Below are 25,102 nucleotides of genomic sequence, written 5' to 3'. Positions count from 1 at the left end.
ACCATCGTCCCGAGAAGGATCATCTCCGTGGCCAAGCCGCCCCCCTCCACGCTCGACCAGGTCGTCTCGCTCGCCAAGCGGCGTGGCTTCGTCTTCCCCTGCGGCGAGATCTACGGCGGCACGCGTTCAGCCTGGGACTACGGTCCGCTCGGCGTGGAGCTGAAGGAGAACATCAAGCGTCAGTGGTGGCGGGCCATGGTGACCGGCCGCGAGGACGTCGTGGGCCTGGACTCCTCGGTGATCCTGCCCAAGCGCACCTGGGAGGCCAGCGGCCACCTGAGCACCTTCAGCGACCCGTTGACCGAGTGCCAGTCCTGCCACAAGCGCTTCCGCGAGGATCACCTCCAGGAGGACTACGCGGGCAAGAAGGGCATCGAGGACCCCGATTCGGTCGACATCAACGAGTCGGTCCCGTGCCCCAACTGCGGCAACCGGCAGACCTGGACCGAGGCCCGCGAGTTCAACATGATGCTCAAGACCTACCTCGGCGTCATCGAGGACGAGTCCGGGCTCCACTACCTGCGCCCCGAGACTGCGCAGGGCATCTTCCTCAACTTCGCCAACGTGGTGACCACGAGCCGCAAGAAGCCGCCGTTCGGCATCGCCCAGATGGGCAAGAGCTTCCGCAACGAGATCACCCCGGGCAACTTCATCTTCCGCACGCGCGAGTTCGAGCAGATGGAGATGGAGTACTTCGTCAAGCCCGGTGAGGACGAGGAGCTCCACCAGTACTGGATCGACGAGCGCACCAAGTGGTACGTCGACCTCGGCATCAACCCCGACAACCTGCGGCACTTCGAGCACCCCAAGGAGAAGCTGTCGCACTACTCCAAGCGCACCGTCGACATCGAGTACGACTTCGGCTTCTCCGAGCGGGGCTTCGAGGAGCTCGAGGGCATCGCCAACCGCACCGACTACGACCTGACGCAGCACTCGGAGTACTCCGGCCAGGACCTGTCCTACTTCGACCAGGCCGCCGACGAGCGCTACGTGCCGTACGTCATCGAGCCGGCGGCGGGCCTGACCCGCTCGATCATGGCGTTCCTGCTCGACGCCTACACCGAGGACGAGGCCCCCAACACCAAGGGCGGCGTCGACAAGCGCACGGTCATGCGCCTGGACCACCGGCTCGCGCCGGTCAAGGTCGCGGTGCTGCCGCTCTCGCGCAACGCCGACCTGACCCCGAAGGCCCGGGACCTCGCCACGCGGCTGCGCCAGCACTGGAACGTCGAGTTCGACGACTCCGGCGCCATCGGCCGTCGCTACCGCCGCCAGGACGAGATCGGCACGCCGTACTGCGTCACGGTGGACTTCGACACCCTCGACGACCACGCGGTCACCGTCCGCGAGCGCGACACGATGGCGCAGGAGCGGGTGTCGTTGGACCAGGTCGAGGGGTGGCTGGCCCAGCGCCTGCTCGGTTGCTGATTTGCAGTCAGACCCCCCTCCGACTGACACAATGGGGTCCGTGAACACCGTGACGTCCGTCCTCCTCCGGCTGCTGGCCGGCGCGCTCGCGCTGACCGTGCTCGCTGCGTGCGGAGGCGGTGACGACGGCGCCGACGCCGACAGCGCCCCCTCCAGCGAGGCGGAGGCCCCCGCCTCGCCCAGCGAGTCGGCCGCCGAGGACTACGTCGAGGTCCCGCAGGGCGTGACGCTGTCCGAGGCCGGCAGCGAGTTCGAGCTGCGCGACACCGCGACCGTGGCGTGGCAGCCGCGCCAGAAGCAGGTCGCCGTGGCTGACGTCACGGTCCGCAGCGTCGAGCGCACCTCCTTCGACGAGGCGTTCGCCGGCTACCGCATCACCGACCAGATGGCGGCGATGACCCCGTACTTCGTCCGGGCGCGCGTGGTGAACCCGACCGGCACCAACCTCGGGAAGGTCGCGGTGCCGATCTACCTGCGCGACGACGCCGGCACCCTGGTGGAGGAGACGACGCTGCAGGGCAGCTTCAAGCCCTGCACCGGTGGCTCGCTGCCGAAGAAGTTCAAGAAGAACGCCAAGACGACCGTCTGCCTGGTCTTCCTGCTGTCCCAGGGGCGCAGCTTCGACTCGGTCGCCTTCCAGCTGCCCGGCGGCATCGAGCCGGTTACCTGGACCGGCAAGGCCACCAAGTACAAGGCGCCGCGCCAGGGCGGCGACGGCAACTCGTGACCCGCGGCCCGCTGGACCTCGGGTCGTTGCAGGTCGACCCGCCCGTCGTCCTCGCGCCGATGGCCGGCGTGACCAACGCGGCGTTCCGGCGCCTCTGCGCCGAGCACGGTGCCGGGCTCTACGTCTGCGAGATGATCACCAGCCGCGGACTCGTGGAGCGGGACCCCACGACCCACCGGATGCTGGTCTTCGACGACGCCGAGCAGGTGCGGTCGGTCCAGCTCTACGGCACCGACCCGCACTACGTCGGCAGGGCCACCGAGATCCTCTGCGCCGAGTACGGCGTGGCCCACGTCGACCTGAACTTCGGCTGCCCGGTGCCCAAGGTGACCCGCAAGGGCGGTGGCGGTGCGCTGCCCTGGAAGCGGGGGCTGCTCGCACAGATCCTCGAGGCGGCGGTTGCCGCCGCCGCGCCGTACGACGTCCCGGTCACCATGAAGACCCGCAAGGGCATCGACGAGGACCACCTGACCCACCTCGACGCCGGTCGGATCGCGCAGGAGTCCGGCTGTGCGGCCATCGCCCTGCACGGCCGGACGGTGGCGCAGGCATACTCCGGCGCCGCGGACTGGGACGCGATCGCCGAGCTGGTCGACCACGTGGACATCCCCGTGCTGGGCAACGGCGACATCTGGGAGGCCGCGGACGCCCTGCGGATGGTGGACCGGACGGGGGCCGCCGGCGTCGTGATCGGTCGGGGCTGCCTCGGGCGGCCGTGGCTCTTCCGCGACCTCGCGGCGGCGTTCGCGGGGGAGGAGGTCACCACCCTGCCGACGCTGGGCGAGGTGTCGACGATGATGCGGCGCCATGCCGAGCTGCTCTCCGAGCACATGGGGGAGGAGCGCGGCTGCAAGGAGTTCCGCAAGCACGTCACGTGGTACCTCAAGGGCTTCCCGGCTGGCGGGGAGCTGCGCCACCGGCTCGCCAAGATCGACCGCCTCACCGACCTCGATGCGCTCATCGCCGACCTCGACCCGGCCCACCCGTTCCCCGAGCAGGAGCTGGGCAAGCCGCGGGGGCGACAGGGCTCCCCACGCAAGCGGGTGGTGGTCCCCGAGGGGTGGCTGGACGACGCCGACGGGCGCGACTGCCACCTCACCGAGGAGCTCACCGAGACCACCGGCGGGTGAGCGGGAACACCCGGGCAACACGCCGTCACAATTCGGCATCGTTTGTCACGTGTGCTTCACTCGATCCTTGTGCCGCCGCCACCTCGGCGCTGCACGAGTCCGAGCAAGCGAACGAAGGAGTCACGCCGTGGCCAACAGCCACAAGCGCGACCTGAAGATCTCCCGGCGCCGAACCGCCGCGATCGCCGCCCCTCTTGCCGCCGCCACCACCGTGGCCACCATCGCCGTCGGCGTGCTGGGCAATGAGGACGAGGGCGACGCGACGATGGCCATCGACACCAGCCAATTCTCGGGCTCGGTCGCGGACACCAGCGATCGTGGCGAGGTGCTCTCGCGCAGCGGCAGCGACCGCGACCGCGCGGAGATCCAGGACGGCAAGACCATCAAGCTCGCGCCGACCAAGGCCGACAAGATGATGCGCCCGCAGCAGGTCAAGTCCGCCGTCAACGGCGCCGACACCAACCTGTGGACCACCGAGGTGCTCAACCTGTGGACCCGTCCCGACGGCAAGGCCGACAAGGTCGGTGAGGTCGACGAGGTCGAGAAGGTGCTCGTCACCGGCCGTGAGCTCGGCGACCGCGAGGAGATCGTGGTCGAGGGCAAGTCCCGCTGGGTCACCGCCGGCTACCTGGACGAGGAGAAGCCGGTCGCGCAGTCGGGCACCGGCGGCACCTGCAGCAACGGCACGTCCGTGCCGGCGGGGGTCTCCTCCAACATCCGTGCGATCCACCAGGCCGTCTGCTCCCGCTGGGCGCAGATCAGCACCTACGGCACGCTCCGCGGCGGTGGCGGCGACCACGGTGCGGGTCGTGCGGTGGACATCATGGTCTCCGGTGCCACGGGCTGGGAGGTCGCGGAGTACGTCCGCGCCAACGCCTCCGCGCTCGGCGTCAAGTACGTCATCTACTCCCAGCAGATCTGGTCGGTGGAGCGTGGCGGCGAGGGCTGGCGCGGCATGTCCGACCGCGGCTCGACGACGGCCAACCACTTCGACCACGTCCACGTCTCGACCTTCTGAGCCGAGTCGGCGTGAACTCGGCTCGGCAACGGGTCGAGTCGGCGTGAACTCGGTTGCCAAGTGGGTCGAGTCGGCGTGAACTCGGCTGCTGCGTGGGTACGTCGCGGGGTCCTCTAGGCTTCGGACCCGTGCAGGAGTACGACGAGCTCGCTCGCGAACGCATCGTCCCGGAGCCGCCCAAGCGCGTCGACGCGCCGGAGCGTACGCCGTTCGAGCGGGACCGGGCGCGGGTGGTCCACGCCGCGTCGTTCCGGCGACTCGCCGCCAAGACCCAGGTGGTGGGGCCGCAGAGCGACGACTTCGTCCGCAATCGGCTGACGCACAGCCTGGAGGTCGCCCAGGTCTCCCGGGACCTGGCCCGCGCGTTGGGGAGCCATCCCGACATCGCCGAGACGGCGGCCATGGCTCACGACCTCGGGCACCCCCCGTTCGGCCACAACGGTGAGCGGGCGCTGGACGAGTTGGCGGCCGACTGTGGCGGGTTCGAGGGCAACGCCCAGACGTTGCGCCTGCTGAGTCGGCTGGAGGCCAAGACCTTCGACGACCAGGGGCGCTCGGTCGGCCTCAACCTGACCCGGGCCACGCTCGACGCCTGTGTGAAGTACCCGTGGACGCTCGCCGATGCCCCGGCACCCGGCGGTGTCCACGCCGACGGGAGCCCCCGCCAGGGCACCAAGTTCGGCGCCTACGAGGACGACCTGCCGGCGTTCACCTGGCTCCGGCGCGACGCTCCCCGCGGGCGTCGGTGCGTGGAGGCGCAGATCATGGACCTCGCCGACGACGTCGCCTACTCCGTCCACGACGTCGAGGACGGCACCGTGGCGGGCCGACTGGACCTGACTGTGCTGGACCGCGCAGCGGTGTGGGAGACGGTGCGCTCGTGGTACCTGCCGGGCGCCACCGACGACGACCTGGACGCCACGATCGCGCGGCTGGAGGCCGTCGGCAGCTGGCCGCGGGCGGCGTACGACGGCACGCGGCGCAGCCAGGCGGCCCTGAAGAACCTCACCAGCGACCTGATCGGCCGGTTCTGCGGCTCGGTGCAGGCGGCGACGTTCGGCGCTGCCGACGGCCCGCCGGTCCGGCACCGCGCCGAGCTCGTGGTGCCCGACGAGACCCGCCTGGAGATCACGGTGCTCAAGGGGATCGCGGCGTACTACGTGATGCAGGCCGACGACCGCCTGGCCGAGCAGGAGCGCCAGCGCGTCCTGCTCTCCGAGCTCGTCGCGGCGCTGCTCGAGCGTGGGGAGGACGGGCTGGACCCCTCGCTGGTGGAGAATTGGAAGACGGCCCGCACGGATGCGGACCGTCTTCGCGTGGTGCTGGACCAGGTGGCGTCGCTCACCGATGCCAGCGCCCTGGCGTGGCACGCCCGCCTCACCGGGTGAGGCGGGCCCGCCAGCCCTGGGGTTCGATCAGCCGGTCACCGGCAGGTTGGTCGGGACCGGGGTCGGCGACGGGGCGTCCGGCTGGTCCGGGGAGTCCGGCGTGTCGCGGGTGACCTCGCCGCAGGTGGCCGAGGCGACGGTCAGCTCGATCTGCCCGTCGAACAGGTCCACGTGCAGCCCCTCGACGGTGAACGTGCCGTCGGCGTTCGCGGTCTGGCGGTTGGTGGTGATCTCCGCGACGTCCTCGAGGCCGAGGGCGCTGTTGGCGATCGTGTCCACCACCGTGCGGAACGCCGAGAGACCCGCGCCGGCGATGTTGGCGGTGCCGGTGTCGCCGTTGCACTCGGCCTGGATGACACCCAGGTCGATAGCACCGGCGCCCTCGAGCACGTCGCACAGGCCGTTGACGATGTTCTCCAGCTGGACGTCGTCGAGGTTCTCCGGCAGCTCCAGGCCGGCGAGCACCGAGGCGAGCAGCGGCGTGTCCTGCGTGCCCTGGTCGACCTGCTCGAAGAGGTCCTGGAGTGCGTCGCCCAGCGGGGCGGTGATCTGGTTCAGCGCCTGGTCGAGTGCCGCGAGCTCGCTCGCGAGGTCACCGCACGCGGTGCCCAGCTGGTCGAAGAATGCCTGGCCCTGGCCGGTGGGGTCCTGCGCGATGAGCGCACCCACCAGGTTCAGCCGGACGCCGGCGACCTCGGAGCTCGCGCGACCGTTCTCGGCCTCGACGGTGAGCAGGTCCAGGTTCAGTCCGAGCGGGTTGTCGGGGACGCCGCCACCCTGGTTGGTGACCGGCGAACCGTCGGTGGAGACCACGCTCACGGTGTCAGCGGCGATGATGTCGTTGCCGGCTGCGGTGAGCTCGAGCGCGTAGGCCGAGGACGGCGTACCTGCTGCCTGACTGGCCGTGGAGCCTCCGATGAGCGCCACGGATGCTGCCGAGGCGGCGAGCGCCAGTGCGCTCAGTCCCGCGGTGAGGCTCTTCTTCATCCCGAATCCCTTTCGTTGCTTCCTGCTCGGACTAACGACGCACACCGGGTTTGGTGATTGGCGTCACCGATCTATTTGTCATCAATGAGGACAGTGGTGCCCAGTGGTACGGCGCGCAGCTGCTCGAGTGCCTCGTCCGGCACCCGGATGCAGCCGTGACTGACGGCCTGGCCGAACACCGAGGAGTCGCCCCAGCCGTGGAAGGCGACGGTCCCGGGGCCGCCGCCGTAGGTGTCGAGGGTGTCGCTGTGCATCCCGAGCGGGATGATCACCGGCGAGAACGACTGCTGGGTGTCGCTGAACTGGCCCAGGACGAAGGTGCGGCCCGAGGGGGTCGGGGAGTCCTGGGCGCCGACGGCGACGGTCCACTCGCCGAGGCGCTGGTCGTCGCGGAACAGCTCCACGGTGCGGCTGCCCGTGTGGACGCGCACGAGGTAGCGGGTCGTGGCGCGCTCGAGGTTGCGGTCCTGGATCCAGCCGGTGGAGCCGTTGGGGCGCGAGGGCAGCATCACCCGGAGCCAGCCGGACCGCTCGTCGATGACCGGCAGCCACAGGTCGCCGAACTCCTTGCGGCGCACCTTGGCGATGGCGTCACCGCCCGGGGCGTCGAAGACGGGGGTGACCTTGCGGGGGTGCACGATCGTGCCGTCGGTGGGCCGGCGGGCGTCGTCGCCCGGTGCCCGGCTCACGGTGGTGTGGGTCGTGCTCGCGGTCAGCTGGCGCAGCTCCGCGGCGCTGAGCGTGACGGTCTCGGGGCCGGTGTCGGCCGCGCCGTCGTCGCCACCGCCCAGGCCGCCGAGGTAGTAGACCAGTGCGGCCAGCAGCAGGACGACGATGACCGTGGCCTCCGGCCAGGTCGAACGTCGTTGCGTGGTCTCGGTCATGCGGTGCTCCCTGTTCCCTCCACCCACGCCGCCGGCGTGGCCGACGGGACCGTGGATGCTTCCCTCGTCCTCGTCAACGACGATGAGCATAGGGGGTCACGGCCGTTTCTCAGGTGAGGTTCAGGCGGCGGACCGTGCGGCCCCGCGGCGCGTCCCCGGCGGTCGATAGGATCCGCGGCATGGCGGGCCTGATACGCGACGACGACATCGCCACGTTGCGCGAGAAGGCGCGGATCGACGACGTGGTGTCCTCCTACGTCACCCTCCGCAACGCCGGTGGCGGGTCGATGAAGGGGTTGTGCCCCTTCCACGACGAGAAGTCGCCGTCCTTCCACGTGACGCCGAGCCGCGGCTTCTACCACTGTTTCGGTTGCCAGGCCGGCGGGGACGTCATCAACTTCGTGATGGAGATCGACGGGCTGACCTTCACCGAGGCCGTCGAGCGGCTCGCCGACAAGTACGGCGTCCAGTTGCGTCGCGAGGACGGGGGAGACGCCCGCGCGGACAAGCCGAAGGGGCCACAGCGTCGTCGCCTCGTCCAGGCACACCACCTCGCGCAGGAGTGGTACGCCGAGCAGCTCGCCGGCCCCGAGGCGCTGCCCGCCCGCCAGTTCCTCGACGAGCGCGGGTTCGGCCAGGACGCGGCCGAGACCTTCGGGCTCGGGTTTGCTCCTCGTGACGGTGACGCGCTGTGGCGCCTGTTGCGCGCGGAGGGGTTCACCCTGGAGGAGGTCACCGCGGCGGGACTGGTGGCGGTCGGCCACTCCTCGCCCTACGACCGGTTCCGGGGGCGGCTGCTGTGGCCGATCCGGGAGGCGTCGGGCGACACCATCGGGTTCGGGGCGCGGCGGATCTTCGAGGACGACCGCATCGACGCGAAGTACCTCAACACCCCCGAGACCCCGATCTACAAGAAGAGCAACGTGCTCTACGGCATCGACCTGGCGCGCCGCGAGATCGCTCGGTCCTCCCAGGCGGTGGTGGTCGAGGGCTACACCGACGTCATGGCCTGTCACCTCGCCGGTGTCGGCACCGCCGTGGCGACCTGCGGCACGGCGTTCGGCACCGATCACGCCCGGATCCTGCGGCGCTTCATGGACGACCACGAGGAGTTCCGCGGCGAGGTGATCTTCACCTTCGACGGCGATGCTGCGGGGCAGAAGGCCGCGCTGCGAGCCTTCGAGGGCGACCAGAACTTCGTCTCCCAGACCTACGTCGCGGTCGAGCCCGACGGCCGGGACCCGTGCGACCTGCGGATGGAGCAGGGCGACGCCGCCGTCCGTGAGCTCATCGCCACCCGGCAGCCGCTCTACCGTTTCGTGCTCGGCAACGTGGTCGGTCGCTACGACCTCGACCGCGCCGACGGCCGGGTCGACGCGCTGCGCGCGGCCGCGACGCTGGTCGCCAGCATCCGCGACCGGTCGAAGGTCGACGCCTTCGCCCGCGAGCTGGCCCAGATGGTCGGGGCCGATCCCAACGAGGCCCGGGAGGAGGTACGCCGCGCCGCCGCCCGGGGGCCGCGGGCGCAGCCCGAGGAGCGCCCGGCGCCGCCACCTCCCACCCGGCGCGAGGTGCCCGACCTGCTCGATCCCCGGTTCGGCATCGAGCGGCAGACGCTGAAGCTGGTGCTGCAGCACCCGATGGCGGTCGGGCGCATCACCGCCGACATCGGTGGCAACGACTTCGTCCACCCGACCTACCGACAGGTGTGGGAGCTGGTCGCCGCGGCCGGCGGGCCGGCTGCGGGCCAGGGCGACCCCGGTTGGGCGGCCCGGATCGGTGACGCCGCCCGGGAGCCGGAGGTCTCCGCTGCGGTGAGCGCGCTGGCGGTGGAGCCGATCCCGGCGAAGGATCCCGACGGCTCCTACGTCGCCCACCACGTCTTCCGGCTGCTGGAGCTGACCGCACTACGTCGCATCGCCGACCTCAAGTCGCGACTCCAGCGCACCAACCCGGTGGACCAGTCGGCGGAGTACAACAAGATGTTCGGCGAGCTCGCCGCGCTCGAGCAGCACCGCCGGACGCTGCGTGACCGGATCGTGGGGGACGGATGAGGTGGCCGGGACGCACCCGTCCCGCCGTCGACGTGGCCCGGGGGGAGCGGCTGCTCGCCTCCGCCGAGCGCACCGACGGTGCGGGCGCGGTCGGTGGCACCCGGGACGCTCTCTACCTCCCCGAGCGCGTCGCGTGGGAGCAGGTCGCCACCGCCGAGTGGGACCGTGACGAGGAGGTGCTGCGGGTGGTGGTCCTCGCCGAGTTCGGCTCGCCGCAGCCCACGCACGACATCGGCCTGCACGACCCGGACCGGCTGCTGCAGCTGGTGCGTGAGCGGGTCAGCGCCAGCTTCGTGGTGCAACGCTTCGTGGAGGTCGCCGGCGGTCGCGGAGCCCGCATCCTCGCGCGGCGCCCGCCCGCCGGCGGGGAGATCCGTTGGCTCGTCGAGTACGACGACGGCCTCGACCCCGCCGCCCCGGGGGTCGCCGCGGTCGTCGAGCCCGCCGTTGCCGCCACTCGCGCCGAGATCGCCGCGGGTTGAGCCCGGACCCACCGGGCGATTTCGGGTCCGCGCCGGCCGGTTGCTAACCTTGCCACGCACTCGGCACGCGCCGATGCCGATCCCCTGTAGCTCAATTGGCAGAGCATTCGGCTGTTAACCGGAGGGTTGCTGGTTCGAATCCAGCCGGGGGAGCCGACGAACCGCCCCTGACCTGCACGCCGGGTCGGGGGCGGTTCTGCATAGGGTGTCCGGACCCGGGGCGTTAGCTCAGCTGGTCAGAGCAAGGGACTCATAATCCCTGGGTCGTCGGTTCAAGTCCGACACGCCCCACTGCGACGGGTCGACCGCGTTGGCCGCGGCCGCCGATCATTCGCCCCATCCCATCGGGAACACCTCGAACGGCGCCGCCAGCGCGACGCCGAGCCGCGACCCGGCCTGGCGCGCGATGCCCTCGAGGAACTCCCGCGGGTCCCAGTTCTCCCACCCGAGCCCGTCGATGTACGCGCGGTGGGCCTCCAGCGAGGCGACCCCGGCGTCGAAGGTCGCCGTGGTGTCGACCGCGTGCTCGGCCACGGGGGAGCCGAACGCCCACACCTCGCCGACGCCGCCCCACGGCTCCAGGCCATCGCTGAGCTGCTCGGGGAAGATCCAGCGGTTGCCCGCATCACGCACCGCGTCGACCACGGCGCGACCCACGGCGATGTGGTCGGCCTGGTTGAGGTTGGCGCCGCCCCAGGTGTCGCGGAAGTTGCCCGTGATGACGATCTCGGGGCGGTGACGGCGTACGACGTGCGCGATCGTGCGGCGCAGCGGTACGCCGTACTCCAGGATGCCGTCGGGCTCGCCGAGGAATTCGACCTCCTCGACGCCGACGATCCGGGCGGAGTCGACCTGCTCGGCCTCGCGCACCTCCCGGCAGCGGTCCGGGTGCAGGCCGTCGATGCCCGCCTCACCACTGGTCACCATGCAGTAGACGACCGACTTGCCCTGACCGGTCCACCGCGCGACCGCGGCTGCGGCGCCGAACTCCATGTCGTCGGGGTGGGCGACCACGGCGAGTGCCCGGTCCCAGTCCTCGGTCAGTGGCGCGAGCGGCGGTGGGGTGTCGTCCATGGCCCCAGCATGCCCCCGTTCTGCTCTCGGCGGGAGGGGTTGCCCCACGACGTGGGAGCCGCTGGAGTGGACCCATGCGACTGCTGGTGCTCGGTGGCACGGTCTTCCTCTCCGCGACGGTCGCGGAGGAGGGGGTGCGGCGTGGCCACGCGGTGACCTGCGCCTCCCGCGGCCTCACCGGCTCGCCGCCACCGGGTGCCCGTTTCGTGCGGTGGGACCGGAGCGACGACCCGCCGGCCGACCTGGGCGACCACGACGCGGTCGTCGACGTCACCCGCGTGCCGTCGCAGGCGCGCAGCGCGGTGGCGGCGGTGCCCGAGGCGCACTGGGTCTTCGTCTCCTCGATCTCGGCCTACGCCGATGCCGCCGAGCCGGGCGGCGGCCCCGGTCGTACGCCGCTGCTGGCACCGGTCCACGACGACCTGGACCCGACGTCGTCGCCGGAGGCGTACGGCGCGATGAAGGTCGCCTGCGAGGAGGCCATCACGGCGGGGGCGGCGTCCGCGACCGTGGTGCGCCCGGGCCTGATCGTCGGCCCCGGCGACCCGAGCGGTCGCTTCGCCTACTGGCCGCGCCGGTTCGCACGGCCAGGAGAGGTGCTCGCACCGGGGCGTCCCGACGACGGTGTGCAGGTCGTCGACGTACGCGACCTGGCGGGCTGGCTGGTCGACCTCGCCGAGGGGCGCACCGTGGCCACGGTGGATGCGGTGGGGCCGGTGGAGCCGCTCGCCGGCGTGCTGGCATCGATGGCGCCGGACGCCGACCTCACCTGGGTCGACCAGGACTTCCTCGCCGAGCACGGGGTCCAGCCGTGGACCGGGCCCGACTCGATCCCGCTGTGGCTGCCTCGCCCGGCGTACGACGGACTGCTGGCCCACGATCCGGAGCCGGCCCACCGCCTGGGACTCCGCACGCGACCCGTCGCCGACACCGCACGTGACACGGCGGCCTGGCTGGCATCCGACGCTGCCGCGACCGTCACCGGGATCGGCGCCGACCGGGAGCGCGACCTCCTCGCTGCGTGGCACGACCGGCCGCGCTGAACCGGGCGGGCGGCCGCCACGCCTAGGCTGGCGCCCGTGATCAAGTACCTCGGCTCCAAGCGGACGCTGGTGCCGATGCTGGGGGACCTCGCGGTCGCGACGGGCGCGCGGACGGCGCTCGACCTCTTCACCGGCACGACGCGGGTCGCGCAGGAGTTCAAGCGGCGCGGGCTCGTCGTCACGGCCGCCGACGCCGCCTCCTACAGCGCCGTGCTGGGGGAGTGCTACATCAGCACCGACGGCGCGACCGTCGATCTCGACGAGCTCGACGCGGTCCTGGGCCGCCTCGACGCGCTGCCGGGTGCGCCGGGGTACGTCACCGATACCTTCTGCGAGCAGGCGCGCTACTTCCAGCCCAAGAACGGCGCCCGCATCGACGCGGTCCGGGAGGCGATCGAGGCCGACCACCCGGTGGGCGACCCGTTGCGTCCGGTGCTGTTGACCGCGCTGATGCTGGCCGCGGACCGGGTCGACTCCACGACGGGCCTCCAGATGGCCTACCTCAAGGAGTGGGCGCCGCGCGCCCACCGCGACATGGTGCTGCGTCGTCCCGACCTGCTCCCCGGCCCCGGCCGCACGCTCCACGGGGACGCGACGCTGCTCGTGGACGAGGTCGCCCCGGTCGACCTCGCCTATGTCGACCCGCCCTACAACCAGCACCGCTACTTCACCAACTACCACGTGTGGGAGACCCTCATGCGGTGGGACGCTCCGGAGCACTACGGCGTCGCCTGCAAGCGCATCGACAGCCGCTCGGCCGAGACGCGCAGCGTGTTCAACAGCCGCCGCACGATGCCGGCGGCACTGGCCGACCTGCTGGGCCGGCTGCGCGCCGAGACCGTTGTCCTCTCCTACAACGACGAGGCCTGGCTCACCGCGGAGGAGCTGATGGACATGCTCCGCGAGGCCGGTCACGAGGAGGTGCGGATGCTCGCGTTCGACCGCAAGCGGTACGTCGGTGCGCTCATCGGGATCCACGACCGCTCCGGCCGACGGGTCGGGGAGGTACGTCGTCGGCGCAACGTCGAGTACGTCTTCGTCGCCGGTGACCGTGGACGGGTCGAGGCCGCCACAGAGGTCGTGCCCGCCGACCGGGCGGGCTGACGCCGGTCGCTCAGGGGCGGAAGTCGCCGTCGATGAGCAGGTCGTCGCCCTGCTGGACCAACTGCAGGCCCACGCCCTCGGTGCGCCGTCCCTGGTCGGCGACGGCGTACTCGTAGGTGTAGACGACCTGCAGGGCCTCGGGGTCGCCGGTCACCTCCAGGATCTCGGGGTCGCTGACGGACCCCCAGAACTCCCGGTACTGCGGGCTGGCCGCCTGGTAGTCGGCCGTGAGCATCTCGAAACCGGCGGCCGGGTCGCTGCTGGCGGTCTGCACGTAGGTGCGTGCGAAGTCCTCCAGCTCGGCGGCGGTCGGCTGCGACGGCTCCGGGGTCGTGCTGGTCGGCGAGGACGAGACGCCGCCACCGGCGGTGTCGGCGTCGTCACCTCCCAGCGAGCCGAGGGCGAGGCCGCCGACCACTGCCAGGACGAGCGCGGCGACCGCGGCCATGGCGACCAGGACCCGGCGCCCGTGTCGGCGTCCGGCGGGCGGCGCGGGCGCCGGCTCGACCTGTGGGATCGTCTGGGTGTCGCTGCTCGGTGCCGGGGCCGGCACGGTCTCGGGTGCACCGAACCAGCCGGCGAGCTCCTCGGCGGTGGGCCGCTGGTCCTGACGGTGGCTCATGGTCGCACCGAGCACCGCGGCGGCCCATGGTTCGGTCTCGACCGTGGGTGGTGCCTCGTGGGCGATGCGGTAGAGCGTCGCGACCGGGTTCGTGGTGGCGTCCTGGCCCTGGTAGGGCGGGGCGCCGGACAGGGCGTGGAAGAGCGTCGCCCCCAGGGACCACACGTCGCTGGCCGGGGATGCGGACGCGCCCGTCGCGATCTCGGGAGCGAGGTACGCCGGCGACCCGGTCACCAGACCGGTCTGGGTCAACGAGACGTCGCTCGTGCCGCGTGCGATCCCGAAGTCGGAGAGCTTCACCGCCCCGTCGCGCCCGAGGAGGATGTTGGACGGCTTGACGTCGCGGTGGACGATCCCCAGCGCGTGTGCGGCCGCCAGGCCGCGAGCGGCCTCGGCCAGGATGCGCGCCGCCTCGGACGGGGGGAGGGGGCCGCGCTCGCGCACCATGCGCGCCAGGTTGGTGCCGTCGACGTACTCCATCACCAGCCAGTGCTCGTCGCTCCCGGCGACGAAGTCGAAGACCGCCACCACGTTGGCGTGGGTGACCTGGGCCGCCAGCCGGGCCTCGCGCTCGGCGCGTTCGACGTCCACGTCCTCGGCGCCCGGCGGCAGCCCGATGCGCTTGAGCGCCACCTCACGGCCGAGGATCTCGTCCACGGCCAGCCACACAGCGCCCGCGCCACCACGCCCGACCTCGTGGCGGAGGGTGTACCGGTCAGCGACCTTGTGCATCGTCATGGTGGTCTCAGCGTACGGCGGCCCGCCCACGGACCGGTTGGTGGCAGTGAGCCCGGATGAGGCACTCTTGTCCCGGCAGCGACCGACGCGGCCCCACGCATGGAAAGGCACACCGTGACCGTCGACCCCTCCCTGCTCGACGAGCTCGAGTGGCGCGGCCTGATCGCCGAGGCCACCGACCGAGAGGCGCTGCGCGCAGCCCTCGCCGAGGGCGTCCGGTTCTATGTCGGCTTCGACCCGACGGCGCCCAGCCTGCACATGGGCCACCTGGTCCAGGTGCTCACCGCTCGGCGGCTGCAGCTGGCCGGCCACACGCCGTACGCGCTCGTCGGCGGCGCAACGGGCATGATCGGCGACCCCAAGGAGTCGGGGGAGCGGTCGATGAACTCCCTGGACGTGGTCCGGGAGTGGACCGACCGGGTCCGTGGTCAGATCGAGCCCTTCCTCGACTTCGACGGCCCCAACGGCGCGACGATGGTCAACAACTACGACTGGACCGAGAACCTCTCCACGATCGACTTCCTCCGCGACGTCGGCAAGCACTTCCCGGTCAACCGGATGCTGGCGCGCGACGTGGTGCGGTCCCGGCTCGAGGACGGCATCAGCTTCACCGAGTTCTCCTACGTCCTCCTGCAGTCGATGGATTTCCTCGAGCTCTTCCGCCAGCACGGGGTGACCGTGCAGTTCGGCGGCTCGGACCAGTGGGGCAACATCACCGGCGGCGTGGAGCTGATCCGCAGGGTGACCGGCGACCGCACCCACGCCTTCACCACGCCGCTGCTAACCCGGGCCGACGGGACCAAGTACGGCAAGACCGAGGGTGGCGCACTGTGGCTCGACCCCGAGCTGATGTCGCCCTACGCCTTCCACCAGTTCTGGCTCAACGTCGAGGACGCGAAGGTCGGCGAGCTGCTGCGGGTCTTCACCTTCCTCGAGCGCGAGGAGATCGAGGCGCTCGAGGAGCGGCACGCCGCCGAGCCCTTCCGGCGCGAGGCGCAGCGCGTCCTGGCCGATGAGGTGACGACACTCGTGCACGGCGCGCAGGAGACCGAGCAGGCCAAGCAGGCCGCGCAGGCGTTGTTCGGCTCCGGAGACATCAGCGAGCTCACCGAGTCGACCCTCGCCGCCGCGCTCAGCGAGACCGGCGTGGCCGAGGTACCGACCGGGCAACCGATGCCGGACATCGTCGAGCTACTGGTGATGTCGGGGCTCACCCAGAGCAAGGGCGAGGCGCGTCGTGCGGTCAAGGACGGCGGTGCGTACCTCAACAACCACCGGGTCGCCGACGAGGCCTACGCGCCCACGCAGGAGGACCTACTGGCCGGGCGCTGGCTGGTGCTGCGCCGCGGCAAGAAGCGCTTCGCGGGGGTCCGCGTGGGCTGACGCGGAGCGGACGCGAGCGCTTGTGGCGCGGGTCACCAGCCCCCGACTTGCATGCGCCACCCCACGTCCTGCTAATGTTTACTTCGTCGCCAGGGAGCGGCGGAGGGCAAGACTTCGGTCGGGCCCTCGGCCCCGGGTGACCATCTCTCGCACCATCCCGGTGCTTGCACCACGTTTCCACGTGGACCGCACGAACGCCGGGCACAACGGTGTGCGGGGGACACAGTGCGGGATCGGCTCGCGAGAGTCGGACCGGGCGTGTGATGTTTGAGAACTCAACAGTGTGTCATGCAATAGTGATTTGTTGTTTGTGTGTTTGTTTTGCGCTGGCTGCCCTGTTTGGGGTGGTTGGTGTGATTCGGCAAGTCAATGAATTCTGGCGATTTACGTCTAGGGTTTGTTTGTTTGCTGGGTTTGAGGTTTCTGTAGTTTTTGTACGGAGAGTTTGATCCTGGCTCAGGACGAACGCTGGCGGCGTGCTTAACACATGCAAGTCGAGCGGAAAGGCCTCTTCCTTTGGTTGGGGTACTCGAGCGGCGAACGGGTGAGTAACACGTGAGTAATCTGCCCTCCACTCTGGGATAAGCCTTGGAAACGAGGTCTAATACCGGATATGACCCATCCCTGCATGGGGTGTGGGTGGAAAGCGTTTAGCGGTGGTGGATGTGCTCGCGGCCTATCAGCTTGTTGGTGGGGTAATGGCCTACCAAGGCTTTGACGGGTAGCCGGCCTGAGAGGGTGACCGGTCACACTGGGACTGAGACACGGCCCAGACTCCTACGGGAGGCAGCAGTGGGGAATATTGGACAATGGGCGGAAGCCTGATCCAGCAACGCCGCGTGGGGGATGAAGGCCTTCGGGTTGTAAACCTCTTTCAGTACCGACGAAGCTTTTTGTGACGGTAGGTACAGAAGAAGCACCGGCCAACTACGTGCCAGCAGCCGCGGTAATACGTAGGGTGCGAGCGTTGTCCGGAATTATTGGGCGTAAAGGGCTCGTAGGCGGTCTGTCGCGTCGGAAGTGTAAACATCTGGCTCAACCGGGTGCTTGCTTTCGATACGGGCAGACTTGAGGCATGCAGGGGAGAATGGAATTCCTGGTGTAGCGGTGAAATGCGCAGATATCAGGAGGAACACCGGTGGCGAAGGCGGTTCTCTGGGCATGTCCTGACGCTGAGGAGCGAAAGTGTGGGGAGCGAACAGGATTAGATACCCTGGTAGTCCACACCGTAAACGTTGGGCGCTAGGTGTGGGGTCCTTTCCACGGATTCCGTGCCGTAGCTAACGCATTAAGCGCCCCGCCTGGGGAGTACGGCCGCAAGGCTAAAACTCAAAGGAATTGACGGGGGCCCGCACAAGCGGCGGAGCATGCGGATTAATTCGATGCAACGCGAAGAACCTTACCTGGGTTTGACATACACCAGAAGCCTGCAGAGATGTGGGTCTCTTTGGACACTGGTGTACAGGTGGTGCATGGCTGTCGTCAGCTCGTGTCGTGAGATGTTGGGTTAAGTCCCGCAACGAGCGCAACCCTCGTTCCATGTTGCCAGCATTTGGTTGGGGACTCATGGGAGACTGCCGGGGTCAACTCGGAGGAAGGTGGGGATGACGTCAAGTCATCATGCCCCTTATGTCCAGGGCTTCACGCATGCTACAATGGCCGGTACAGAGGGCTGCGATCCAGTGATGGTGAGCGAATCCCAAAAAGCCGGTCTCAGTTCGGATTGGGGTCTGCAACTCGACCCCATGAAGTCGGAGTCGCTAGTAATCGCAGATCAGCAACGCTGCGGTGAATACGTTCCCGGGCCTTGTACACACCGCCCGTCACGTCACGAAAGTTGGCAACACCCGAAGCCCACGGCCCAACCCCTTGTGGGGGGGAGTGGTCGAAGGTGGGGCTGGCGATTGGGACGAAGTCGTAACAAGGTAGCCGTACCGGAAGGTGCGGCTGGATCACCTCCTTTCTAAGGAGCACACCCGTGATGGGTCCCTCACAGTGGGGGGCCTGCGTAGTGGGGTGTTCACTAGTGGAAACACGGATGGCTTATTGCTTTGTGTGGCACGCTGTTGGGTGTCTGAGGCATCAGACGCTTGATACCTCTGGCACTCCTGGGTGCTGGGTCTCCTTGGTGGGGGTCCGGGTCTGGGGTGTGCGGGTTGTTTGATTATTGGATAGTGGACGCGAGCAGGCACCTGCTGCTGACCGGTTTGGTTGGTGGTTGGTGTTTGTAGTGTGAATGTTTGTGTCTTTGATTGTTTTGTGTGTCTGAAACCTTTGTGGTCGCAGCGAGTCTGCTGGCATGCGCGTGTTTGTTGTGTGTGTTGGTGGTTTGTTGTGGCAAGTTGGTAAGGGCGCATGGTGGATGCCTTGGCATCGAGAGCCGATGAAGGACGTAGGAGCCTGCGATAAGCCCTGGGGAGTTGGCAACCGAGCGTTGATCCGGGGATGTCCGAATGGGGAAACCCAGCTGGAGTTGTGTCCAGTTACCTGCACCTGAATGAAATAGGGTGTTGGGAGGGAACGCCGGGAAGTGAAACATCTCAGTACCGGTAGGAAGAGAAAACAACAGTGATTCCGTTAGTAGTGGCGAGCGAACGCGGATGAGGCCAAACCGCCTCCGTGTGATACCCGGCAGGGGTTGCGGTGGCGGGGTTGTGGGGCCGTTGGTGGTGCATCTGCCGGTGTGCCGCAGCTGGTGTGTGTGAAGTCGAAGTCCGTTGGAAAGCGGCGCCGTAGACGGTGAGAGCCCGGTAGACGTGAGCAGGCATCGGTTGTTCGACGTGTTCCCAAGTAACATGCCACTCCTGGAATGGTGTGTGAATCTGGCGGGACCACCCGTTAAGCCTAAATACTTCTCGATGACCGATAGCGGACCAGTACCGTGAGGGAAAGGTGAAAAGTACCCCTGGCGGGGAGTGAAATAGTACCTGAAACCATGCGCCTACAATCCGTCAGAGCCTGCCTTGTGTGGGTGATGGCGTGCCTTTTGAAGAATGAGCCTGCGAGTTTGCGTTGTGTGGCGAGGTTAACCCGTGTGGGGAAGCCGTAGCGAAAGCGAGTCCGAACAGGGCGTTCGAGTCGCACGATCAAGACCCGAAGCGGAGTGATCTATCCATGGGCAGGTTGAAGCGTCGGTAAGACGACGTGGAGGACCGAACCCACCTAGGTTGAAAACTGGGGGGATGACCTGTGGATAGGGGTGAAAGGCCAATCAAACTTCGTGATAGCTGGTTCTCCCCGAAATGCATTTAGGTGCAGCGTTGCGTGTTTCTTGCCGGAGGTAGAGCACTGGATAGCCGATGGGCCCGACCAGGTTACTGACGTTAACCAAACTCCGAATGCCGGTAAGCCAGAGCGTGGCAGTGAGACTGCGGGGGATAAGCTTCGTAGTCGAGAGGGAAACAGCCCAGACCATCGGTTAAGGCCCCTAAGAGGCGGCTAAGTGGAAAAGGATGTGGAGTTGCACGGACAACCAGGAGGTTGGCTTGGAAGCAGCCACCCTTGAAAGAGTGCGTAATAGCTCACTGGTCAAGTGACTCCGCGCCGATAATGTAGCGGGGCTCAAGCCGCCCGCCGAAGCCATGGCAGCCACATGCCCGTTTGGGCAACCCGAGCCTTCGTGGTTCAGGGGTGTGGCTGGGTAGGGGAGCGTCGTGCCACGAGTGAAGCAGCCGAGTGATCGAGTTGTGGATGTGGCACGAGTGAGAATGCAGGCATGAGTAGCGAATCACATGTGAGAAACATGTGCGCCGAATGATCAAGGGTTCCAGGGTCAAGCTAATCTTCCCTGGGTAAGTCGGGACCTAAGGCGAGGCCGACAGGCGTAGTCGATGGACAACCAGTTGATATTCTGGTACCGGCTACACGACGCCCATGACGAATCCGGTGATGCTAACCACCCGAACCATGCCTGACCGAGCCCTTCGGGGTGAGGCAGGCGATGGGGAGCGTGGGACCCGAACCGGTAGTAGTCAAGTGATGGGGTGACACAGGAAGGCAGCCCAACCACGCCGATGGTAGAGCGTGGGCAAGCACGTAGCCCGCACCGTCAGGTAAATCCGTCGGTGCACACGGGTGAGATGTGACGCCGACCCCGTAGGGGGGAAGTGGGTGATCCTATGCTGTCGAGAAAAACCTCTAGCGATGTCGTGTGCCGCCCGTACCCCAAACCAACTCAGGTGATCAGGTAGAGAATACCAAGGCGATCGAGACAACCATGGTTAAGGAACTCGGCAAAATGCCCCCGTAACTTCGGGAGAAGGGGGGCCCGATCCGTGAACCCACTTGCTGGGGGTAGCGGTGAGGGCCGCAGAGACCAGGCCCGAGCGACTGTTTACTAAAAACACAGGTCCGTGCGAAGAAGCAATTCGATGTATACGGACTGACTCCTGCCCGGTGCTGGAAGGTTAAGAGGACCCGTCAGCCCCCTCGTGGGGTGAAGCGGAGAATTTAAGCCCCAGTAAACGGCGGTGGTAACTATAACCATCCTAAGGTAGCGAAATTCCTTGTCGGGTAAGTTCCGACCTGCACGAATGGAGTAACGACTCGGGCGCTGTCTCAACCATGGACTCGGCGAAATTGCACTACGAGTAAAGATGCTCGTTACGCGCGGCAGGACGGAAAGACCCCGGGACCTTTACTATAGTTTGGCATTGGTGTTTGGTTCGGTTTGTGTAGGATAGGTGGGAGACTGTGAAGCACACACGCCAGTGTGTGTGGAGTCATCGTTGAAATACCACTCTGGTCGTACTAGACATCTAACCTCGGGCCATTATCTGGTTCAGGGACAGTGCCTGATGGGTAGTTTAACTGGGGCGGTTGCCTCCCAAAGAGTAACGGAGGCGCTCAAAGGTTCCCTCAGCCTGGTTGGCAATCAGGTATCGAGTGTAAGTGCACAAGGGAGCTTGACTGTGAGACAGACATGTCGAGCAGGGACGAAAGTCGGAACTAGTGATCCGGCCACGGCATGTGGAAGCGTGGTCGCTCAACGGATAAAAGGTACCCCGGGGATAACAGGCTGATCTTCCCCAAGAGTCCATATCGACGGGATGGTTTGGCACCTCGATGTCGGCTCGTCGCATCCTGGGGCTGGAGTAGGTCCCAAGGGTTGGGCTGTTCGCCCATTAAAGCGGCACGCGAGCTGGGTTTAGAACGTCGTGAGACAGTTCGGTCCCTATCCGCCGCGCGCGTAGGAAACTTGAGAAAACCTGTCCCTAGTACGAGAGGACCGGGATGGACGAACCTCTGGTATGCCAGTTGTACCGCCAGGTGCACCGCTGGTTAGCTACGTTCGGAAGTGATAACCGCTGAACGCATCTAAGCGGGAAGCACGTTTCAAGATGAGGTTTCCCCCACCCCAGAGGTGGTAAGGCCCCCAACAGACGATTGGGTTGATAGGCCAGAAGTCGACAACCGTGAGGTAGAGCTGACTGGTACTAATAGGCCGAACACTTGCCACACAAACCCCCAACACAACCAACAACCACCCAACGGTTCACGGTCTGTGAAAGCCGGGGAAAGTACACAGCACACGAACCACCACTGCACACGCACCACACCACACACAACCCCCGAACACACCCGGGCCACATGTGTGAACGCGTCCACAATCCAACCCCACCACACACGATGGGGTACAAGAGTTACGGCGGCCACAGCGACAGGGAAACACCCGGACCCCATACCGAACCCGGAAGTTAAGCCTGCCAGCGCCGATGGTACTGCAACCCCACGGTTGTGGGAGAGTAGGACGCCGCCGGACAAACATTTCCGCAGGGGCCATTCCGCAATGGGATGGCCCCTGCGCTATTTTCAACTCCACAGCGACGTGACGACGAAGGAATGACCGTGGCACACAGCGGACGCAAGCCCGAACGCCGGGGCGGTCCCGGCAAGCCGGCCAGGGGCCGAGGGCGCGACGACCGGCGGGACCAGCGCCGTGGTGGCGGTCGCGACGACCGCCGCCGTGACCAGGGGCGCGGCAAGCCTCGCGACGTGTCGCCGGAGAAGGCGGCCGAGAAGGCTGCCTACGACGGCCCGCCGCTCCCGGACGGGATCACGGGCAAGGAGCTCGCTCCCGAGGTGCGGGCCCAGCTCAAGGGTCTCCCGGAGAAGCTCGCTGCCCGCGTCGCGCGTCACCTCGCTGCTGCCGGCGAACTGGTGGAGGCGGACCCGGAGACGGCGTACCGCCACGCGAAGGCGGCGCGTGCCCGGGCACCTCGTCTGGCAGTCGCCCGAGAGGCGCTCGGCGAGACGGCGTACGCCGCGGGTCACTACGCGGAGGCGCTCTCGGAGCTGCGCGCAGCGAAGCGCATCAACGGCGCCACCGCCTACCTGCCGATCATGGCCGACTGCCATCGTGCCCTCGGCAACGCCGAGCGTGCCCTCGAGTTGGCCAAGAGCCCGGCGGTGGAGAAGTTCTCCAACGCACTCAAGGCCGAGATGACGATCGTCGAGGCCGGGGCCCGTCGGGACCTCGGCCAGCATGACGCAGCACTGCGCACCCTGGAGCGCGCACCGCTGCACAGCCAGAGCCGCGAGCCCTGGGTGGTGCGGTTGCGCTACACCTACGCCGACACACTGGCCGAGGCCGGCCGGGTCGAGGACGCGGTGAGCTGGTTCCACCGCACCGTCGCGATCGACGGTGAGCAGCTCACCGACGCGAACGAGCGTGCGGCGGCACTGGAGCGGTCCGGCGACTCCGACTCCTGATGGGGGGTCAGTTGCCGGCGGCGCTGAAGGTCAGGCTGGCGCCGGCGATCCCGGCCGGTGCCGTGGTCGAGCGCAGGTCCTGCTGGAAGCCGACGCGGATCCGGTCGATCTCGACGCGGGCCGCGTCGTCGGAGCCGACCTGGAGCACGATCGAGTCGGTGTCGCTGAACTCCTCACCCTCGGTGTCGACCAGTTCGCTACAGAACTGCTCGGGTCGCGTCGTGACCCCCACGGCACCGTCCCGACACACCAGGGGCGTGATGTCGACCGATCGCGAGGCCTGCGCGTCCACCTTGACCCCGATGATGCGGATGGTGCGGTCGAAACCACTCGGGGCGTTGTACATCCCCACGTAGAGCGGGGTCCCGGCAACCGAGGTGCCACTGGCCTGGCGGCCGTCGGTGCCCAGCGGCGGGGGAGTGTTGACGAACCAGGCCACCCACGACAGCGGGATCACGATGGCGAGCGCGACCAGCACGATGTTGGTCGTCCGACGTGACGGCCGACGCTGCCGCGCGTCTGCGGGCAGCTCGAGGGAGCTGGTCATGGCCGCAGCGTAGGACACCGCGCGGCGCGGTGCAGGCACATCGCGAAGTCGCATGGCGAGCGTGCACCGGCGTCCGCCGACGGCGTGGGATACTCCACCGCATGTCTGAGCGGGTCCGGCTGGAACCACCGCGTCTCGAGGGTGTCGTGCGGGTCGCCCCCGGACGGCGCCTGGGCTTCGCCGAGTACGGCGACCCCGACGGGCCCGCCGTGGCGTGGTTCCACGGCACGCCGGGTGGTCGCCGTCAGGTCCCCGTCGAGGCACGGACGTACGCCGCGGACGCCGGCCTGCGCCTGATCGGCATCGACCGGCCCGGCATCGGTCGCTCCACGCCGCACCTGCACCGCGACGTGCTGTCCTTCACCGGGGACCTCGCCGCGCTGCTGGACGCGCGAGGCATCGACACCGTGCGCACGATCGGCCTCTCCGGCGGCGGCCCCTACGCGCTGGCCGCAGCCGTGGGGATGCCCGACCGCGTGCCCGGCGTGGCGGTCCTCGGCGGCGTCGCACCGACGCGCGGCGTCGACGCGATCGGTGGCGGACCGATCCAGCTGGCGGTGCGGCTCGCGCCGCTGCTCCGGGCGGCGCGGGTGCCGGTGGGTGCGCTGCTCCCTCCGCTGATCCAGCTGATCAAGCCCGCAGGCGGCTCGATCCTCGACCTCTACGCCGCGGTACAACCGCGCGGGGACAAGGAGCTGCTGGCGATCCCCGAGTTCAAGGCGATGTTCCTCGACGACCTGATCGGGGGGACGCGACGCTCCGCGCAGGCCCCGCTGGCGGACCTGGTCCTCTTCTCGCGGCCGTGGGGCTTCGACCTCGCCGACGTGGCGGTGCCGGTGCGGTGGTGGCACGGCGACGCCGACCACATCGTCCCGCTCCACCACGGCGAGCACTGCATCGGACGGCTGCCGGACGCCACCTTGAGCGTGTTGCCCGGCGTGAGCCACCTGGGCGGACTCAGCGAGGCGCGCGACGTACTCAAGGAGATCACCGACATCGGTGGGTGACCCCGCTGGTCGCCACGCTCGGTCGACACTGGCAAAATTGCGTCCCATGGGCCACAATGGGAGCAACAATCACACAGGTGTCATTGATCTCGCGCTGTCGCGCCGGACGAGTCCGCTGGGGAAGGCGTAACTCGCGCCGAAGGCAAGGCAGAGGAGATCCGTGGTGACCGCAAGCAACAGTGCAACCCGTGGCGTGTTCTACGTCCACTCCGCACCGTCCGCGTTGTGCCCCCACATCGAGTGGGCCGTGGGCGGCGTACTCGGCGTGTCCGTGCAGCCCAGCTGGACGCCGCAGCCGGCCCAGTCCGGCAGTTACCGGTGCGAGTTCTCCTGGACCGGAGAGGTCGGCGCCGCGGCGGCGATCGCGTCAGCGCTGCGCGGCTGGAACCAGCTGCGTTTCGAGGTGACCGAGGAGCCGACCGCCCGCAGCGAGGGCGCCCGGTACTCCTACACGCCCGACCTGGGCATCTTCCACGCCGTGACGGGCCTCCACGGCGACATCATGATTCCCGAGGACCGGCTCAAGGCCGCTGCCGTGAAGGCGGCCCTGGGCGAGACCACGCTCGAGGTCGAGGTCGACCGGTTGGTCGGCAAGGCCTGGGACGACGAGCTGGAGACCTTCCGACACGCCGGCGAGGGCGCCCCGGTGCGCTGGCTGCACCAAGTCGTCTGAGCGTTGAGTCTGCACTTTTTTCGGGTCGAGTCGTGAGTTCTTGACGCCGGCCGCGGACGACCGGGGCAACAAGTCACGACTCGACCCGAAAAGAGTGCAGAC

18 protein-coding genes, 2 tRNA genes and 3 rRNA genes are annotated in these 25,102 nt (G+C 68.3%); 18 read left to right on the top strand and 5 right to left on the bottom strand.

Annotated features, from left to right (window positions below; all coding sequences use genetic code 11):
• The first annotated feature begins 27 nt into the window (after nt 1-27).
• From KUV85_RS07505 to KUV85_RS07485, 5 genes are all read left to right on the top strand, one after another.
• Nucleotides 28-1,428 carry a glycine--tRNA ligase gene (locus KUV85_RS07505; RefSeq protein WP_219962587.1) on the top strand — a complete coding sequence of 467 codons (1,401 nt, stop codon included), beginning with the start codon at nt 28-30 and terminating at the stop codon, nt 1,426-1,428.
• Nucleotides 1,429-1,468: 40 nt separating this feature from the next.
• Entirely contained in the window at nt 1,469-2,155 is a 687-nt protein-coding gene (locus tag KUV85_RS07500) for a hypothetical protein (RefSeq protein ID WP_219962586.1), read from the top strand.
• On the top strand, nt 2,152-3,285 hold the full coding sequence (gene dusB / locus KUV85_RS07495; RefSeq protein ID WP_219962585.1) for a tRNA dihydrouridine synthase DusB: 1,134 nt from the start codon (nt 2,152-2,154) through the stop codon (nt 3,283-3,285). The genes KUV85_RS07500 and dusB overlap by 4 nt, the downstream gene beginning before the upstream one ends.
• A gap of 127 nt (nt 3,286-3,412) precedes the next feature.
• Nucleotides 3,413-4,303 carry a hypothetical protein gene (locus KUV85_RS07490; RefSeq protein ID WP_219962584.1) on the top strand — a complete coding sequence of 297 codons (891 nt, stop codon included), beginning with the start codon at nt 3,413-3,415 and terminating at the stop codon, nt 4,301-4,303.
• A gap of 128 nt (nt 4,304-4,431) precedes the next feature.
• Complete coding sequence (locus KUV85_RS07485; protein WP_219962583.1) at nt 4,432-5,691, top strand: deoxyguanosinetriphosphate triphosphohydrolase; 1,260 nt, start codon at nt 4,432-4,434, stop codon at nt 5,689-5,691.
• A gap of 27 nt (nt 5,692-5,718) precedes the next feature.
• Here the strand turns inward: KUV85_RS07485 and KUV85_RS07480 are convergent, their stop codons facing one another.
• Nucleotides 5,719-6,678 (bottom strand): hypothetical protein, encoded by a 960-nt coding sequence (locus KUV85_RS07480; RefSeq protein WP_219962582.1) that lies wholly within the window; start codon nt 6,676-6,678, stop codon nt 5,719-5,721.
• A gap of 71 nt (nt 6,679-6,749) precedes the next feature.
• Nucleotides 6,750-7,562, bottom strand: a complete 813-nt coding sequence (locus KUV85_RS07475) for a L,D-transpeptidase (RefSeq protein ID WP_219962581.1) — start codon at nt 7,560-7,562, stop codon at nt 6,750-6,752.
• A gap of 179 nt (nt 7,563-7,741) precedes the next feature.
• On the opposite strand from KUV85_RS07475, the gene dnaG reads away from it, so the two are divergent.
• From dnaG to KUV85_RS07455, 4 genes are all read left to right on the top strand, one after another.
• Nucleotides 7,742-9,616 carry a DNA primase gene (gene dnaG, locus KUV85_RS07470; RefSeq protein ID WP_219962580.1) on the top strand — a complete coding sequence of 625 codons (1,875 nt, stop codon included), beginning with the start codon at nt 7,742-7,744 and terminating at the stop codon, nt 9,614-9,616.
• Nucleotides 9,613-10,098, top strand: a complete 486-nt coding sequence (locus KUV85_RS07465) for a hypothetical protein (RefSeq protein ID WP_219962579.1) — start codon at nt 9,613-9,615, stop codon at nt 10,096-10,098. Before dnaG ends, KUV85_RS07465 begins: the two co-directional genes overlap by 4 nt.
• Before the next feature lie 80 nt (nt 10,099-10,178).
• A tRNA-Asn gene (locus KUV85_RS07460) sits at nt 10,179-10,251 on the top strand.
• Between the two features lie 64 nt (nt 10,252-10,315).
• Nucleotides 10,316-10,389 (top strand) — tRNA-Ile (locus tag KUV85_RS07455).
• A gap of 36 nt (nt 10,390-10,425) precedes the next feature.
• On the opposite strand, the gene KUV85_RS07450 is transcribed toward KUV85_RS07455, so the two are convergent.
• Nucleotides 10,426-11,172 (bottom strand): PIG-L deacetylase family protein, encoded by a 747-nt coding sequence (locus KUV85_RS07450; RefSeq protein ID WP_219962578.1) that lies wholly within the window; start codon nt 11,170-11,172, stop codon nt 10,426-10,428.
• 74 nt (nt 11,173-11,246) lie between these two features.
• Here KUV85_RS07450 and KUV85_RS07445 point away from each other — a divergent pair, with 74 nt between their 5' ends.
• Both KUV85_RS07445 and KUV85_RS07440 read left to right on the top strand, forming a co-directional pair.
• Nucleotides 11,247-12,215 carry an NAD-dependent epimerase/dehydratase family protein gene (locus tag KUV85_RS07445; RefSeq protein ID WP_219962577.1) on the top strand — a complete coding sequence of 323 codons (969 nt, stop codon included), beginning with the start codon at nt 11,247-11,249 and terminating at the stop codon, nt 12,213-12,215.
• 36 nt (nt 12,216-12,251) lie between these two features.
• Nucleotides 12,252-13,319 (top strand): DNA adenine methylase, encoded by a 1,068-nt coding sequence (locus KUV85_RS07440; protein WP_219962576.1) that lies wholly within the window; start codon nt 12,252-12,254, stop codon nt 13,317-13,319.
• A 10-nt stretch (nt 13,320-13,329) separates the two neighbouring features.
• Here KUV85_RS07440 and KUV85_RS07435 read toward each other — a convergent pair whose 3' ends face one another.
• Nucleotides 13,330-14,679 carry a serine/threonine-protein kinase gene (locus tag KUV85_RS07435; protein WP_219962575.1) on the bottom strand — a complete coding sequence of 450 codons (1,350 nt, stop codon included), beginning with the start codon at nt 14,677-14,679 and terminating at the stop codon, nt 13,330-13,332.
• 99 nt (nt 14,680-14,778) lie between these two features.
• Here KUV85_RS07435 and tyrS point away from each other — a divergent pair, with 99 nt between their 5' ends.
• The 5 genes from tyrS to KUV85_RS07410 all read left to right on the top strand — a co-directional run bounded on the left by tyrS (nt 14,779) and on the right by KUV85_RS07410 (nt 22,773).
• Nucleotides 14,779-16,062 (top strand): tyrosine--tRNA ligase, encoded by a 1,284-nt coding sequence (gene tyrS, locus KUV85_RS07430; protein WP_219962574.1) that lies wholly within the window; start codon nt 14,779-14,781, stop codon nt 16,060-16,062.
• Between the two features lie 433 nt (nt 16,063-16,495).
• Nucleotides 16,496-18,025, top strand: a 16S ribosomal RNA gene (locus KUV85_RS07425).
• A 372-nt stretch (nt 18,026-18,397) separates the two neighbouring features.
• Nucleotides 18,398-21,521: ribosomal RNA gene (locus KUV85_RS07420) — 23S ribosomal RNA — on the top strand.
• Nucleotides 21,522-21,705: 184 nt separating this feature from the next.
• Nucleotides 21,706-21,823: ribosomal RNA gene (rrf, locus tag KUV85_RS07415) — 5S ribosomal RNA — on the top strand.
• The 16S, 23S and 5S rRNA genes sit together here, the layout of an rRNA operon.
• Before the next feature lie 86 nt (nt 21,824-21,909).
• The gene (locus KUV85_RS07410) at nt 21,910-22,773 is read left to right on the top strand and encodes a hypothetical protein (RefSeq protein WP_219962573.1); all 864 of its coding nucleotides are present in this window, start codon (nt 21,910-21,912) and stop codon (nt 22,771-22,773) included.
• Nucleotides 22,774-22,780: 7 nt separating this feature from the next.
• Here the strand turns inward: KUV85_RS07410 and KUV85_RS07405 are convergent, their stop codons facing one another.
• Entirely contained in the window at nt 22,781-23,320 is a 540-nt protein-coding gene (locus KUV85_RS07405; RefSeq protein WP_219962572.1) for a hypothetical protein, read from the bottom strand.
• 101 nt (nt 23,321-23,421) lie between these two features.
• Here KUV85_RS07405 and KUV85_RS07400 point away from each other — a divergent pair, with 101 nt between their 5' ends.
• Both KUV85_RS07400 and KUV85_RS07395 read left to right on the top strand, forming a co-directional pair.
• Nucleotides 23,422-24,327, top strand: coding sequence for an alpha/beta fold hydrolase (locus tag KUV85_RS07400; RefSeq protein ID WP_219962571.1), 906 nt, complete (start codon nt 23,422-23,424; stop codon nt 24,325-24,327).
• Between the two features lie 163 nt (nt 24,328-24,490).
• Entirely contained in the window at nt 24,491-25,000 is a 510-nt protein-coding gene (locus KUV85_RS07395) for a DUF3145 domain-containing protein (protein ID WP_219962570.1), read from the top strand.
• Nucleotides 25,001-25,102 lie beyond the last annotated feature (102 nt).

It is taken from the genome of Nocardioides panacisoli, from assembly GCF_019448235.1.
Classification (GTDB): domain Bacteria; phylum Actinomycetota; class Actinomycetes; order Propionibacteriales; family Nocardioidaceae; genus Nocardioides; species Nocardioides panacisoli_A.
The sequence above is the reverse complement of the archived record's forward strand: the minus strand, read 5'-3'. Positions and strand labels throughout refer to the sequence as shown.

What these genes read in the sequence shown, in the direction of transcription:
- KUV85_RS07465 (WP_219962579.1), top strand. Translation starts at nt 9,613, where the DNA reads ATGAGGTGGCCGGGACGCACCCGTCCCGCCGTCGACGTGGCCCGGGGG.
- tyrS (WP_219962574.1), top strand. Translation starts at nt 14,779, where the DNA reads ATGGAAAGGCACACCGTGACCGTCGACCCCTCCCTGCTCGACGAGCTC.
- KUV85_RS07445 (WP_219962577.1), top strand. Translation starts at nt 11,247, where the DNA reads ATGCGACTGCTGGTGCTCGGTGGCACGGTCTTCCTCTCCGCGACGGTC.
- KUV85_RS07450 (WP_219962578.1), bottom strand. Translation starts at nt 11,172, where the DNA reads ATGGACGACACCCCACCGCCGCTCGCGCCACTGACCGAGGACTGGGAC.
- dnaG (WP_219962580.1), top strand. Translation starts at nt 7,742, where the DNA reads ATGGCGGGCCTGATACGCGACGACGACATCGCCACGTTGCGCGAGAAG.
- KUV85_RS07480 (WP_219962582.1), bottom strand. Translation starts at nt 6,678, where the DNA reads ATGAAGAAGAGCCTCACCGCGGGACTGAGCGCACTGGCGCTCGCCGCC.
- KUV85_RS07400 (WP_219962571.1), top strand. Translation starts at nt 23,422, where the DNA reads ATGTCTGAGCGGGTCCGGCTGGAACCACCGCGTCTCGAGGGTGTCGTG.
- KUV85_RS07475 (WP_219962581.1), bottom strand. Translation starts at nt 7,562, where the DNA reads ATGACCGAGACCACGCAACGACGTTCGACCTGGCCGGAGGCCACGGTC.
- KUV85_RS07405 (WP_219962572.1), bottom strand. Translation starts at nt 23,320, where the DNA reads ATGACCAGCTCCCTCGAGCTGCCCGCAGACGCGCGGCAGCGTCGGCCG.
- KUV85_RS07435 (WP_219962575.1), bottom strand. Translation starts at nt 14,679, where the DNA reads ATGACGATGCACAAGGTCGCTGACCGGTACACCCTCCGCCACGAGGTC.